10 protein-coding genes are annotated in these 14,168 nt (G+C 73.8%); 5 read left to right on the plus strand and 5 right to left on the minus strand.

What is annotated here, in order from left to right; all coding sequences use genetic code 11:
• Nucleotides 1-42: 42 nt before the first annotated feature.
• A complete protein-coding gene (locus QSK31_RS12405; RefSeq protein WP_285683660.1) occupies nucleotides 43-462 on the minus strand; it encodes a hypothetical protein in 420 nt (139 codons plus the stop codon).
• Nucleotides 463-619: 157 nt separating this feature from the next.
• Complete coding sequence (locus QSK31_RS12410; RefSeq protein WP_285683661.1) at nucleotides 620-970, minus strand: hypothetical protein; 351 nt, start codon at nucleotides 968-970, stop codon at nucleotides 620-622.
• Between the two features lie 144 nt (nucleotides 971-1,114).
• Here QSK31_RS12410 and QSK31_RS12415 point away from each other — a divergent pair, with 144 nt between their 5' ends.
• Complete coding sequence (locus QSK31_RS12415; protein ID WP_285683662.1) at nucleotides 1,115-3,094, plus strand: sensor histidine kinase; 1,980 nt, start codon at nucleotides 1,115-1,117, stop codon at nucleotides 3,092-3,094.
• Nucleotides 3,082-3,735 (plus strand): response regulator transcription factor, encoded by a 654-nt coding sequence (locus QSK31_RS12420; RefSeq protein ID WP_285683664.1) that lies wholly within the window; start codon nucleotides 3,082-3,084, stop codon nucleotides 3,733-3,735. Before QSK31_RS12415 ends, QSK31_RS12420 begins: the two co-directional genes overlap by 13 nt.
• Nucleotides 3,736-3,751: 16 nt before the next feature.
• On the opposite strand, the gene QSK31_RS12425 is transcribed toward QSK31_RS12420, so the two are convergent.
• Complete coding sequence (locus QSK31_RS12425) at nucleotides 3,752-4,753, minus strand: LacI family DNA-binding transcriptional regulator (protein ID WP_285683665.1); 1,002 nt, start codon at nucleotides 4,751-4,753, stop codon at nucleotides 3,752-3,754.
• Between the two features lie 93 nt (nucleotides 4,754-4,846).
• On the opposite strand from QSK31_RS12425, the gene QSK31_RS12430 reads away from it, so the two are divergent.
• On the plus strand, nucleotides 4,847-7,261 hold the full coding sequence (locus tag QSK31_RS12430) for a glycoside hydrolase family 3 protein (protein WP_285683666.1): 2,415 nt from the start codon (nucleotides 4,847-4,849) through the stop codon (nucleotides 7,259-7,261).
• A 164-nt stretch (nucleotides 7,262-7,425) separates the two neighbouring features.
• On the opposite strand, the gene QSK31_RS12435 is transcribed toward QSK31_RS12430, so the two are convergent.
• Entirely contained in the window at nucleotides 7,426-7,998 is a 573-nt protein-coding gene (locus QSK31_RS12435; protein ID WP_285683667.1) for a histidine phosphatase family protein, read from the minus strand.
• Between the two features lie 90 nt (nucleotides 7,999-8,088).
• Between QSK31_RS12435 and QSK31_RS12440 the strand changes: the two genes are divergently transcribed.
• Nucleotides 8,089-8,667, plus strand: coding sequence for an MSMEG_1061 family FMN-dependent PPOX-type flavoprotein (locus tag QSK31_RS12440; protein ID WP_285683668.1), 579 nt, complete (start codon nucleotides 8,089-8,091; stop codon nucleotides 8,665-8,667).
• Nucleotides 8,668-9,332: 665 nt separating this feature from the next.
• Here the strand turns inward: QSK31_RS12440 and QSK31_RS12445 are convergent.
• Nucleotides 9,333-12,602 carry a diguanylate cyclase gene (locus tag QSK31_RS12445; RefSeq protein WP_285683669.1) on the minus strand — a complete coding sequence of 1,090 codons (3,270 nt, stop codon included), beginning with the start codon at nucleotides 12,600-12,602 and terminating at the stop codon, nucleotides 9,333-9,335.
• Nucleotides 12,603-12,694: 92 nt separating this feature from the next.
• On the opposite strand from QSK31_RS12445, the gene QSK31_RS12450 reads away from it, so the two are divergent.
• A complete protein-coding gene (locus QSK31_RS12450) occupies nucleotides 12,695-14,146 on the plus strand; it encodes a S8 family serine peptidase (protein ID WP_285683670.1) in 1,452 nt (483 codons plus the stop codon).
• The last annotated feature ends 22 nt before the right edge of the window (nucleotides 14,147-14,168 follow it).

Genomic DNA, 14,168 nt, shown 5'->3' on the forward strand with positions numbered 1-14,168 from the left:
GGACGCCGCCCGAATACATCAACGCATGTGCATGTGACGTTTTCAGCCGACGACGTTACGGAGGGTGGACCAGCGGTCGGCCAGCTGGCGGCGGCGGCAGGCGACCAGGTGGCCGGCGAGGACGGCCTGAGTGCCGCCGCGGACGCAGACGTCGGCGCCCTCGGTCAGCACGCCCGCCACGACCTCGGCCGGGGCCTGACCGTCGACCAGGGCCACGACCGCGGTCCGGCGGGGCAGCACGGACCGGGCGGCGCGGACGTCACGCTCGGTGGCGCCGGACAACAGGACGATCTCGTCGGGACGGATGTCGTCCAGCGCCGCGGCCGGCCGCAGTGTCCAGCCGCTGGGCAGGTGCGCGGCCAGCCCGGCGACCCGCGAGCGGCTGCCCAGGACGGCCACCACGGGCTTGAGCGACTTCGTGTACTGCGGATTCACCGGCAGGTCGTGCGTTGTGGCAAGCATGTCGAGTTCCCCCTCGTCGGCTCCATCGGCGTTCAAGAACCACTGTGGGTGACGCGACTGAGGCTGGGTTGTGCGCTTGCTGTGCATTGGTTGGCAGCCCGCCTCACCGTGACCAGGAACACCGCGTCCCTGTGCAACGGATGCTCGTGACCACCGTTCAGGCGGCCGCCGTGGCGCGGCGGCGCAGGGCGGGGGCGATCATCGCGACCGACGCCAGGGTGATCAGGGCGAAGACCACCGAGAGCACCCGGATCCAGCCGGGCACATCGCTGACCACGAGCGCCGGCAGGGCGGACACCGCGGACAGCAGGCGGCTGACGACGATCGCGACCACTCCGCCGCGGCTGCGGGAACGCCACGCGGGCACCGCCCCGACGATGGTGACCACGCCCAGCGCCGCGGTGATCAGGGCGATCACCATCGGCGGGTGCTCGCCGTCGGTGGTGAACGGGTTGGCCAGATCGATGACGCCGAGCAGGACGGCGACGACGAGACCGGTACGGAACATGGTGTCCTCCATGAAGAAGCAAGCACGAACGGTTGCCCAGCAGTCTTCGGCCGCTCCCCCGCCGGTGGCATCGCGGCTGTCGCGGGCCTGTTCTCCGTGCTGGCACGCATGTTCACCGGAACGTCCCGCCTCTAGCGTGTGTTCATGCAGCTCAAGAGACTTCTCGCGATCCTGGTCGCGGGGCTCGCGGCGATGACCGCGGCGCTCGGCTGGGCGTTGGTGGCGATCGCCGGGTACGGCTGGGTGTTCATCTCGGTGGCGACCGCGCTGGGCGCGGCGTCGGTGGCTCTCGGGTTGCTGGTGGCGGCGCGCCGCCCGGACAACGTGGTCGGCGCTCTTCTGTGCGGCGTGGGCCTGATGCCGGTGTTCATGGCGGCCGGCGACCTGTACGGCCCGGCGTGGCAGGCCAGGCCCGATCTGCTGCCGCTCTGGCCGTGGCTGGTGTCGCTCTACGAGGGCTCGTGGATGTTCCTGTACGTGCCGGCGGCGCTGCTCGCCCTGGTCTTCCCGGACGGGCGCCTGCCGGTCGGGCGGCGCTGGCGCTGGGTGACCGGCGGGCTGATCGTGCTGCCGGTGGCCTTCACGGTGACGGTCGGCTTCGACCCGGCGCCGTTCACCGACCCGTACGCCGCGGTCCCGCACGTCCTGGACGCCGGCGCGGCCACCCCGGTGGTCGTGGTCCTCGGGTACGCGATGCTGCCGGTGCTGCTCGGGCTGCTGGCCGCGACCGCCGCCGCGGTGGTGGTCCGGCATCGGCAAGCCGGCGATCCGGTCCGCCGCGCGCAGGTCAGGTGGTTCGCGCTGGGCGGCCTCTTCGTCCCGGCGACGCTGCTGCTGTGCTGGTTCAGCTATCTGGTGCTGGACGTGCCGGACCTGGCCCTGGTGGGCCTGGGTGCGACCTACGTGGCGATACCGGTGGCCACCGCGATCGCCGTGCTGCGGCACGACCTGTACGACGTCGACCGGGCGTTCAGCGCGGCCGTCACCTACGGGATCGTGACGGCGGCGCTGCTCGGCTTCTACACGCTCGCCACCTTCCTGGCCGGGGTGACGCTCGGCCGCGAGTCGGTGGCGGCGGCCGCCGCGGCCACGGCGGTGTGCGCGGTCGCCCTCGCGCCGCTACGGGTCCGGTTGCAGCGCCGGGTGGACCGGCGGCTGTATCCGCGGCGGCAGGCGGCGCTGGCCGCGATCGAGGATCTGCGGGCGCGTACGCATGCGGGAACCGCCCGGCCCGAGCAGCTGGAGGAGGCCCTGCGGACGGCTCTCCGCGACCCGGGGCTGCGGGTCGGCTACCGGTTGCCGGGCACGAACGCGCTGGTCGACGGGTCCGGCGGGGCGCGGGATCTGCCGCAGGCGACGCCGGTGCGGCTGGGCGGCACGGAGATCGGCGCGCTCGCCGCGGTGGGGTCGCGTGAGCTGCTGCGTGAGGTCGCGGCGGCCGCCGCGTTGCTGGTCGAGGTGGTACGCCTGCGCCTGGAGCTGGCCGCCGCCCTGCACGACGTGGAGAACAGCCGCGCCCGCCTGCTCACCGTCTCCTACGCCGAGCGGCACCGCCTGGAACGCGATCTGCACGACGGCGCCCAGCAGCGGCTCGTCGCCCTGGGCATGCGGCTGCGCCTGGGTCAGCGGCATCTGGACGACGGCACGACTGACGTGAGCGGGCTGCTCGACGAGGCGGTCGCCGAGCTCGGCACCGCGGTGGCCGAGTTGCGCCAGATCGCCCACGGGCTGCGTCCGAGCAGCCTGGACGACGGGCTGGTGCACGCGCTGACGATGCTGGCGGGCCGGCTGCCGGTGCCGATCACGCTGGACGTCCCGGCCTCGTTGCGCGCCGACGGCCTGCCCGATGTGGTGGCGACGACGGCCTACTACGTGGCCAGCGAGGCGGTGGTCAACGCGGTGCGGCACGCGGGCGAGGCGTCCATCGGGTTGCGGCTGGCCCGGGACGAGCAGACCCTGACGGTACGCGTGCACGACGACGGTCCCGGCGGCGCGGTGCTGCGGCCGGGCGCCGGGCTGGCCGGGCTGGCCGACCGGGTGGCCGCGGCGGGCGGCGGCCTGCGCCTGGTCAGCGAGCGAGGGCTGGGGACGGTCGTGGAGGCGAGGCTGCCGTGCGCATCGTGATCGGGGAGGACTCGGCGCTGTTCCGGGAGGGGCTGGCCGGGTTGCTGGCCGACGCCGGGCACGAGGTGGTGGCGAAGGCGCCGGACGCGCCCTCGCTGATCGCCGCGGTCGACGAGCACCGGCCCGACCTGGCCGTGATCGACATCCGGATGCCGCCGGACCACACCGACGACGGCGCCCGGGCGGCCCGCCGGATCCGCGACGGGCATCCGGCGCTGGGCATCGTGCTGCTCTCCCAGCATGTGGAGACCCGGCATTCGGTGGAACTGGTCAGCCGGGGCGGCTTCGGCTACCTGCTGAAGGACCGGGTGCTGGACGTGGACGACTTCCTGGACACGTTGCGCCGGGTCGCCGCGGGCGGGTCGGCGCTGGATCCGGAGGTGGTGGCTCAGCTGATCGGCAGCCGCCGGGCGCAGGATCCGCTGGAGTCGCTGACCGCCCGGGAGCGGGAGGTGCTGGCGGCGATGGCGGAGGGCCGGACGAACGTGGGCATCGGCCGCCGGCTGTTCCTGACCGAGCGCACCGTGGAGACACACATCGGCTCGATCATGTCCAAGCTCGGGCTGCCGGCCGATGAGGAGAGCCACCGCCGCGTACAGGCTGTGCTGGTCTTTCTCGGCCATCCCTCAACGTCGACTTGAGGTTGACCTCGAGGGTTTACGCGGACTCTCGACGCACCACGCGGACCACGTCGGCGGGCACCGGGGCGGGTGCCGGGCGGCCGGCGATCGCCGCCTCGACCGTCCCGGCCAGATGCACGGCGACCGCGGCCTGGTCGGTGGTGACGGTGGTCAGCGGCGGCTCCGCGAGACGGGCCACGGGGATGTCGTCGACCCCGATCACCGCCAGGTCCACCGGGGCGTTCAGGCCGGCCCGGCGCACCCCGGCCAGCACCGCCATCGCCACCTCGTCGTTGTACGCGCACACCGCCGTCACCCCGGCCGCCCGCCACGCCGTGACCGCCTCGGCCGCCGTCGCCGGGTCGAGCGGCACGGTACGCACCTCCGGCTGGGCCAGTCCCTGGTCCACGCAGCCCTCCCGGGTGCCGGCGAGGCGCGGGTCGGCGAAGTACCGGAGGCGGTCGTCGTCCGGGTACGCGTACCCCAGCCTGGTGTGCCCGAGCCCGGCCAGATGCTCGGCCTGGAGCCGCCCCACCAGCCGTTGCGACAGGTGAAGCTCGCGGGGTTCGGGCCGCGCCGGGCCGACCAGCGCGACCACCAGGGCCACCCCGGCCGCGCGCATGGCCGTGATCTCGGCGAACGAGAACTCCTCGAAGGCCAGCACCGCGGCGGGGGTCAGCACCTTCCACAGCTCGCTGATCGGCCGGTCCTCGCGGCTGGCCGGGTGCACCGCCAGGGTGAGGCCGCGCCGGGCCAGCGCGCCGGACAGGTGGGTCAGCAGCGCGCCCACCTCGGAGCCGATCGGCCAGTCGGGCAGCAGGCACAGCACCACGTCGGAGCGGCCGGTGCGCAGCGTCCGCGCGGCCGCCGACGGTGCGTAACCCAGGGACGCGGCGGCGTCCAGCACGCGCCCGCGGGTGCCGGCCGAGATGGTCTGGTGCGGGGTGTCGTTCAGGACGTAGCTCACCGTCGCCCGCGACACGCCTGCCATCCTGGCGACGTCGGCGCTGGTCACGCGCTTGGTGTTGCGCTCGGCCATGAGCGCCGCCTTTCCGGGCTTGCCGTCGGCCCGTCCTCGCCCTTACGTTACGACAAGCGCAACTTACACGTTTAACCCGTTGGGGGGCCACCTGTGTCCGAGCACGACGAGCTCATTCGGAAGCTGGATCTGCCGGCCAAGGTCGCCCTGCTCACCGGGGCCACCACGTTCACGCTCGCCCCGTCGCCCGAGATCGGCCTGCGCGAGCTGCGGCTCTCCGACGGGCCGACCGGCGTACGCGGGCTGCGGTTCCACGGCGGCACCACAGTCGCGCTGTTCCCCAACGCGACGCTGCTGTCCGGGGCCTGGAGCGACGCCACCGCCTACGAGGTGGGCACGCTGCTCGCCGAGGAGGCGATGGCCCAGCGCATCCACGTGGTGCTCGGCCCGACCATCAACCTGCACCGCAGTCCCCTGGGCGGCCGCCTGTTCGAGGCGTACTCGGAGGATCCCCTGCTCACCGGGCGCACCGCCGCCGCGTACGTACGAGGGATGCAGGATCGCGGCGTAGCCGCCTGCCTCAAGCACCTGGTGGCCAACGAGTCGGAGACCGACCGCAACACGGTGGACAGCGTGGTCGACGAGGCCACCCTGCGCGAGCTGTACCTGCTGCCGTTCGAGATCGCGGTGGAGGACGGCGACGCCTGGTCGATCATGGCCGCCTACAACGACGTGAACGGGCAGGCCGCCACCGAGCAGGTGCACGTCAACACCGAGATCGTGAAGGACGAGTGGGGCTGGTCCGGCCTGCTGATGTCGGACTGGTTCGCCACCAAGACCGCGGGCCCGGCCGCGAACGGCGGGCTCGACCTGGTCATGCCCGGCCCGAACGGCCCGTGGGGCGAAGCCCTGGTCGCGGCGGTGCGCTCCGGCGAGGTGGACGAGGCGACCGTCGACGACCATCTGGACCGGCTGCTGCGGCTGGCGGCGCGCACCGGGGCGCTGGGCCCGGAGAAGGAGTACGGCACCTACCCCGCGCCGGACAGCGCCGAGCGCCGCGAGCAGCTCACCCGGCTGGCCGCGGCGGGGATGACCGTGCTCACCAACGAGGCGGGCGCGCTGCCGCTGGCCGAGGGGCAGACGGTCGCGCTGATCGGCCGGCACGCCGTGCAGACGGTGTGCATGGGCGGCGGCTCGGCCCAGGTGCACCCGCCGCACCAGGTGAGCATCGCCGAGGGCCTGACCGCGCGGCTGGGCGACCGGGTGACCGTGCTCGACGGCGTGCCGATGCGTACCCGGCCGGTCCCCGCACGCGACGGCTTCCTGGTGAACCCGGACACCGGCGAGGCGGGCGTGGCCGTGACCGTGCTGGACGCGGACGGCGAGACCCTGGACGTCCGGCACGAGGTCGACGCCACCAGCATGGTCGGCCTGGACGACCAGCTCCCCCGCCCGGCCGCGACCGTCCGCCTGCGCGGCCGGATCACCCGGGGCGGCCGGGTCCAGCTCGGCACGATCGGTGTCGGCGCATGGTCGGTCACCGTCGGGGACAAGGCTTTCGAGTACGAGCTGAGCGTCAGCGGCGCCAACATGGGCGAGGAGATCCTGAGCCCGCCCAACCGCACCGAGATCCTCGAGGTGGACGAGGGCGCCGTGCTCGAGGCGACCGCGACCCTGCGGACCGGCGTCGGCCCGGCCGGCCAGCTGTTCACCGGCGTCGGCCTGTTCGGGTTGATCGCCCAGGCCGCCGAGCGCGACGACCGGGAGGTCATCGACGAGGCGGTGCGCGCCGCGGCCGCCGCCGACGTGGCCGTGGTGGTGGTCGGGCTGACCGAGGAGCAGGAGACCGAGTCGGTCGACAAGAGCACCCTGCACCTGCCCGGCGCCCAGGACACGCTGGTCGAGGCGGTGGCCGGCGCGGCAAGAAAGACGATCGTGGTGGTCAACGCGGCCACCCCGGTGGTGATGCCGTGGCGGCTGCGGGTGGACGGCATCCTCTGGGCCGGCCTGCCCGGCCAGGAGGGCGGCCACGCCGTCGCGGCGGCCCTGCTCGGCGACATCGAACCGGCCGGCCGGCTGGTCACCACGTTCCCCGACGAGGACGGCAAGACGCCGGCCTGGAGCGTCACCCCGGCCGACGGCAAGCTGGAGTACACCGAGGGCACCCACCTCGGCTACCGCGGCCACTTCGCCGGTCACGCCCCCGCGCCCGCCTTCTGGCTGGGCCACGGCCTGGGCTACTCGACCTGGGACTACTCCGACGCCCGGGTGGTGACCGGCGACTCCCCCGGGGTCACGGTCACGATCGCCAACACCGGCACCCGCGCGAGCCGCGAGGTCGTCCAGGTCTACTTCCGCCCGGCCGAGCGCGACCAGCCCATCCGCCTGGTCGGCTGGGAGGGCGCGACCGTGGCGGCCGGCGAGTCGGCCCGGCTGGTCGTCGGCACCGACCGGCGCCTCTGGCGGCGCTGGGACACGTCCGCCGGACAGTGGGACACCCTCGCACCCGGCGGCGAACTCCTGCTCGCCCGCGGCCTCGGCGACATCCGGGCCACGCTCCCGCTCTGACCTAGGTCGTGTTTCAAACCCGGGCAAGCGGGAGGCGAGGTCCAGAGTGTGGCTGACGTCGGCCGCGGAGCGCCCTCATACCGGTGTTGTATGTGGGTGTTTCGCGGACGCCGTCAGGCGCGCTCTGGGCCACGCCTCCCGCCTGGCCGGGTTTGAAACACGACCTAGCATTCGGCGTTCCACCGGTCGATCACCGGGTCGACGTCGTGCTCGAAGCCGAGCGTGGACACCGTCGCGGTGTCCAGCCGCAGCAGCTTGCCCGCGGCGGCCGGCAGCCCGACCCAGCGGGCGCCGACCGCCCGCAGGCAGTGCCCGTGCGCCACGAACGCCACGTCGCCCTGCTCCAGCAGCGTGCGCGTACGGGCCAGGACCCGGTCGATCCGCTCACCCACCTGCTCGGGCGACTCGCCGCCCGGGCAGCCGTCCGTCCACAGCGACCAGCCCGGCCGAGTCTCGTGGATCGTCCTGGTGGTCACACCCTCGTACTCGCCGTAGTTCCACTCGGCCAGGTCCTCGGTCACCTCGGTGACGTCCAGCCCGGCGAGGTCGGCCGTGCGCAGGGCGCGCTTGCGCGGGCTGGAGATCACGGCGGCGAACTTCCGCCCGGTCAGCTTCGCTCCCGCGGCCCGTGCCTGCCGTTCACCCTCGGCTGTGAGATCCAGATCCGTGTACGAGGTGTGCCTCCCGTTCGCGCTCCACTCCGTCTGCCCATGCCGGACCAGCACGATCTCACCCATCCGTGACCCCTTTGCTCTGCTTACACATACGCATCACCCACGGTGGCGCGGGTCATGTCGCTGGAAGCATCTCATCGATAGGCTGCGGCGATGGACGTTGTGGAGACGCTCGGAATCGATACGGCGGACGAACTGCGGGAGTTGCTCGGCGTCCCGTCAGGGCCCGCCGCCACCAAGGACCACGCCGCGCTGACCGATCAGGACCGGGCGTGGCTGGCCGCGTCGCCGTTCTGCGTGATCTCCACGGCGGCCGCCGACGGCACCTGCGACTCCTCGCCCAAGGGCGACCCGCCCGGCTTCACCCTGGTGCTGGACGACACCACGATCGCGATCCCCGAGCGCCCCGGCAACCGGCGCGGCGACGGCTACTACAACGTCCTCAGCAACCCGCATGTCGGCCTGCTGCACCTGATCCCGGGCCGCAGCGAGACACTGCGCATCAACGGCCGGGCGCGGCTGGTCCGCGACGCGCCGTACTTCGACCGGATGGTGGTCAAGGGCCACCGCCCGATCCTGGCGCTCGAGGTGGCGATCGAGCAGATCTTCTTCCACTGCCCGAAGTCGCTCCTGCGCTCGGAGATGTGGAAGCCGGAAAGCTGGGAACCGACCACGCCCGAGGGGATCAAGGTCGTGGAGTACTACCGGGACAAGCTCTACCGGACGCCCTAGAGACTTTCGCGGTGGAGGTCTGGTGAGGCTCGCCTTGCCGGGTCCTTTCCGCCGCGTGCCCTTGCTGCTGGCGCTTCGCCGGGCGTGGGGCCGGGCCGGGTTGCCAGGCGGCCAGGGTGCCCACTCACGGTGGTAGCCGCCGCTCACGGTGGTAGCCGCCGCTCACGGTGGTAGCCGGGCACGGCAGTGGTAGCCGGGCACGGCAGTGGTAGCGCAAGACGGCATCTGCGTCGTTGACAGCCGGCCCGACCCTTCGCGCCGCTTACGCCCCGGCCGATGCTTCCGCGCCGCCCACGCCGGCGGCCGGTGGTAGGACCGGGCGCTGTCCGGGCCCGGCTGACCGCTCTGGGCTACCACGCGCGCGGACCGTGGTGGCTCAGGGCGGTATTTCGCCCCGGATGCCGCCCTGACCCACCACTGCCCGCCTGGTCTACCACTCCCGCCTGCTCCTACCACCGACCCGCACCCGGCCACGGCCGCGAGCGGCGGCAGCAACGGCGAGCAGGCACCCGAGCACCTGGCACACCCACATGGACCCGCCACCACGCGATAGTGGGCAGCGACCGTGACCAGGCACCCGGACCGCATGGCGATCCGGCCCGACCCCATACCCAGCCGAGACGTCGGCAGCAACGCCAGACCAGACCTTCACCCCGGAAGGTGTCCTAGTCGGCGGGCCGGCGGTCCAGGGCCTCGTCGACGAGCAGGTCGAGCGGGGTGGTGCGCCCGGAGCGGCGGGCGGCCGGGTGCCCGCGCAACGCCTCCTCGACGGCCGTGTCGCGGCGCGGGGCGAGCCGGTCCCGGTCGCGCAGCTCGTCGGCCGCGCCGAGCAGCATGGCCGCGAACTCCGGCGCGTCGTCCGCACTCAACGCGGCGACCATGTCCAGCGACACCGGCAGGTCCTCCCGGTCGTTCAGCTCGTGCCGGCGGGCCAGCGCGTCGGTGCAGAGCCGCAGCGCCGCCACCCGGTCGCCGTCGGCCGACGCGCAGGCGCCGAGCTGGTGCAGCGCCATCGCCTCGCCGAAGCCGTCGCCCAGCTCCCGGCTCAGCCCGAGACTCTCGGTGAACGACGCCCTCGCCCCGGCGCTGTCGCCGACCGCCAGCTGCACCTGGCCCAGGCATTCCAGCGCCAGCCCGATGCCGAAGGTGTTCCCGGCGGCGCGTTCGAGGGTCAGACACCTGTCCGCGTACGCCCGGGCGGCCTCGATGTCGCCCAGCCTCAGCGACAGGTTGGCCAGGTTGCCCAGTGCCATCGGCAGCCGCGGGTCGTCGTCGGGGTCGCACAGGTCGAGCATCTGCCGGAAGTGGCGGGACGCCAGCGCGTAGTCGCCGGCGGCGCTGGCCGAGATGCCGAGCGCGTTGTGCGCCTGCGCCTCGGCCGCCGGATCACCCGCCGCGGCGGCCAGGCTCTCCGAGGCCAGCCGGTATCCGGTCGGATGGTCGCCCTGCTCCCCCGCGAGCACCGCCGCGGCGTAGAGCAGATCGGCGCGCCGGGTGGCCACGGACAGCACCCGGTCGAGCCACACCCGGCCCTCGCCGATCATGTTGCCGTTGCGCCAGTACCGCCACAGCCCGAGGCAGATCCGGGCCGCCGAGGCGGGGTCGTCGTCGGTGAACGACCATTCGAAGGCGGCGCGCACGTTGGCGTACTCCCGCTCGGCCCGCCCGGACCAGTTGACCTGGTTGGGGCCGGTGAGCTCGGCGCCGAGGCGCTCGGCGAAGTCCACATAGTGCGCCGCGTGCGCCCGCCGCACGAGCCGCTCGTCGTCGTCGCCGTGCAGGCTCTCCACCGCGTACGCCCGGACGGTCTCCAGCATCCGCCAGCGCAACCACCCCTGCGCGTCGGTGAAGCCGACCAGCAGGCTCTTGTCGGCCAGCCGGTGCAGCCGCTCGGTGACCTCCTTGCGGCGCAGCGCGTGATCGTCGTCCTGGCCGGGCGACGCCATCCGATCGAGCACGGCGAGCACTCCGCCGACCGTGCAGCCGTCCACGAAGACGCCGACCTCGACGAAGAGCCGCCGGTCGGCCGGGCTCAGCAGCCGGAAGCTCCACTCCACCGCGCCGCGCAGGGTCCGCTGCCGCTCGGGCAGGTCCCGCAGCGCCGGGCCGAGCCCGTCCAGGTGCCCGCCGAGCCGGTCCAGCAGCTCGCGGGGCGACCAGAGTTCCGACCATCCGGCGGCGAGCTCGATGGCGAGCGGCAGGCAGTCCAGCCGCGCGCACAGTTCCGCCACCACGGGCAGTTCGCCGGCGGACAGCTCGAACGCCGCGTTGACGGCCCGCGCCCGCTGGTCGAACAGGGCCAGCGCGGGCCACCGGGCGAGGTCCGCGGCCAGGTCCATGGTTCGCGCGGCGGCCGGTTCGGGCGCGGCCAGCGGCGGCACCGGGTAGACCTGCTCGCCGTACAGCCCGAGCCGCTCGCGGCTGGTGACCAGGACGCTCACGTCCGGCGCGCCGGCCAGGATGGTGCCGATCACCGGCGCCGCCTCCACCGCCTGCTCGAAGTTGTCCAGCACGAGCAGCGTCGACCGTTCGGCGAGCGCGTCGACCAGCTCGTCGACCAGCTCGTCGGGGCCGCCGGGGACGCGCAGCGCCTGCCCGAGCGCGGCGACCACGCCGCCGGTGTCGGTCGCCTCGGCGAGGGGCACGAACACGGCGCCGTCGTCGAAGTCGTCCTGGACGTCGGCCGCGGCGGCCAGCGCGAGCCGGGTCTTGCCGATGCCTCCGGGCCCGGCGAGCGTCACCAGCCGTCCCCCGGCGAGCAGCCGGGCCACCTGGCGGCGCTCGGCGGCCCGGCCGACCAGCCGGGTCATCGGGGTGGGCAGGGCGTTGCGGTGCCGGGCGCGGCCGAGCATGGCCGGCGCGACGGTCCAGCCGCCGCCCTCGACCGGGGTGAGGCCGCCACGGTCGCGCAGGTGGGTGAGCGCGCGGGCGGCCGGGCCGGGCAGGCCACCGCTGCTGCGGAACAGCCAGTTGACCAGGGCGCGGCTGGGTTCGCCGCGGAGCGCGTTGCGTAGCCAGATCTTGACGGCGGCCGGGGTCCACGGCGCGAGGTGGGCGGTGGCCAGGAGCTCCAGCGGCGGCTCGGCGGAGTCGGCGGGATCGGTCGACGCGTACGCGAGCCCGATCCTGCCGTGGACGGCCCGGATCGCCGCGCCGACGGCCTGCGGCCCGGCGTCCGTGTCGGCGGTCAGCAGGAGCCGGTCGCCTTCCGGGGGCGGCGCGGATCCCACGGGCATCACCTGCCACCCGCGCATCGCGGCGATCGTCGCCACCTCGTCCAGGAACCGGGTGTGCCCGGCGCCCGGCTCCCCGGCGATCCGCAGCGCGCCCCGCCCGGCCACCTCCAGCCGGGTGAGGAACTCGCTGATCGCGGCCAGCGCGGCGTCGCGTTCCCACAGGCGTGACGAGCCGCCGTCGCCCGCGGTCACGTCCGCGTCGTCGGCGACCGCACACGCGCGGCCCCGCCTCTTGGCCAGGTAGTTGCGGCGGTCGGCGACGGCCAGCAGCGTCTCGGCGTCGGTGCCGTCACCCGGGTACGCGGCCACGCCCAGGCTGACCGACAGGGTGAGCGGCGGCGTCCCCGGGAACGGCGTGTCCCGGATCCCGTCGGCGATCTGCAGCGCCACCCGGATCGCCTCGTCCCGCTCGACCTCCGGCAGCAGCAGCACGAACTCGTCGCCGCCGTAGCGGAACAGCGAGTCGTACGGGCGGACGATCCCGCTCACCCGGTCGGCCATCTGCCGCAGGACCAGGTCGCCGCGCTGGTGCCCGTACGCGTCGTTGACGGTCTTGAAGAAGTCGACGTCGAACAGGAACACCGCGAACGGCGTGCCGGCGCGGGCGGCCCGGGCCAGTTCCTCGTCCAGCCGGGGCGGCAGCAGCGCTCGCGGATAGGCGCCGGTGACGGGGTCGGCGACCGGCGGCTTCTCGTTCACCGCCCCGAGGATCTCAGGTTGCGCCGCGGAAATCCTCAGGTTGCCGATTCGGAGCCGATTGCCCAGCCATCGGTCACCCGGAAGGAGCATCTGTGCGTCACACCCGACTCACCGCAGCGGCCACGGCAGTCATCGCCTCGGCAGCCTTCGCCCTGGCCGGGCCGGCGGCGCCGGCACTGGCACAGCCGGCAGCGCCGGCGCCGGCCGACGCCTCCGGGAACATCCTGAACCAGCTGGAACGCCTCGGCGCGACCGGCCTGGCGGCGCAGGGTGCGGACGGGCGCGGCGTCGGCATCGCGCTGATCGACACCGGCGTGGTCAGCGTCCCCGGCCTGCCCGCGGCGCAGGTCGTCAACGGCCCCGACCTGTCGGTGGAGTCGCAGTCGCCGGCGCTGCGCTACCTGGACACCAACGGGCACGGCACGGCGATGGCGAGCATCATCATCGGCGACGACCCGGCCACCGGGTACCGCGGCGTCGCCCCGAAGGCCAAGCTGACCTCGATCAAGGTGGGCGCGGCCGACGGTTCGGTGGACGTCACCCAGGTCATCGCCGCGATCGACTGGACGGTCGAGCACCGGCTGGACGACCCGGCCAACCCGATCCGGGTGATCAACCTGGCGTACGGGACGGACGGCGTCCAGGACTACGCGAAGGACCCGCTGGACTTCGCGGTCGAGAACGCCTGGCGCAACGGCATCGCGGTCGTGGTCGCCGCCGGGAACACCGGTTCCGGCCTGACGCTGGCCAAGCCGGCCGACGACCCGTTCATGATCGCGGTCGGCTCGATGAACAACAACACGATGTCGTCGTTCAGCAGCTCGGCCGGCGTGCGCAACATCGACCTCGTGGTGAACGCCGAGAAGGTGCTCAGCTTCCGCAACGAGGGCTCCTTCCTGGACCTGGGCTACCCGGGCGCGCGGATCGGCTCGACGTTGTTCCGGGGCAGCGGCACCTCGCAGGCCAGCGCCCTGGTCTCCGGCGCCGTGGCGCTGCTCCTGCAGAAGCGCCCCCTGCTCACCAACGACCAGGTCAAGAAGCTGCTGATGCGTACGGGCGGCCGGGTGGCCGGCGCCGGGATGGCGTCGTCGGTGAACCTGCCCGCCGCGATGACCAGCCCGGCGGCGCTGCCCTTCCCGCAGCCGTGGGTGCGGTCCACCGGCCGCGGGTCGTTCCAGCAGTCCCGCGGCACCACCTCGATGGTCGACTCCGGCGCGGTGCTCTCCGGCGAGCGCGACATCTTCGGCCCGCTGAGCTCGACCCTCTGGGCCTTGGCCAGCTACACCAGGTTGTCCTGGTCCGGCGGGAAGTGGATGGGCCGCACCATGGCCGGCCCCGGCTGGACCGGCACGTCCTGGGCGAGCCGCACCTGGGCGCCGGCGACCTGGCCGGGCACCAGCTGGTCGGGCAAGCCGTGGCCCAGCGACGACTGGAGCGGCCGCTACTGGTCGGGCCGCTACTGGGCCGGCGGCGAGTGGTCGGGCCGCTACTGGGCCGGCCGCTACTGGGCGGCCAGCAGCTGGTCCACGAAGTTCTGGGGCTGACACGCTCTCGGGGCCGGCGCTT

It is taken from the genome of Actinoplanes sp. NBRC 103695 (genome assembly GCF_030269485.1).
Classification (GTDB): Bacteria; Actinomycetota; Actinomycetes; order Mycobacteriales; family Micromonosporaceae; genus Actinoplanes.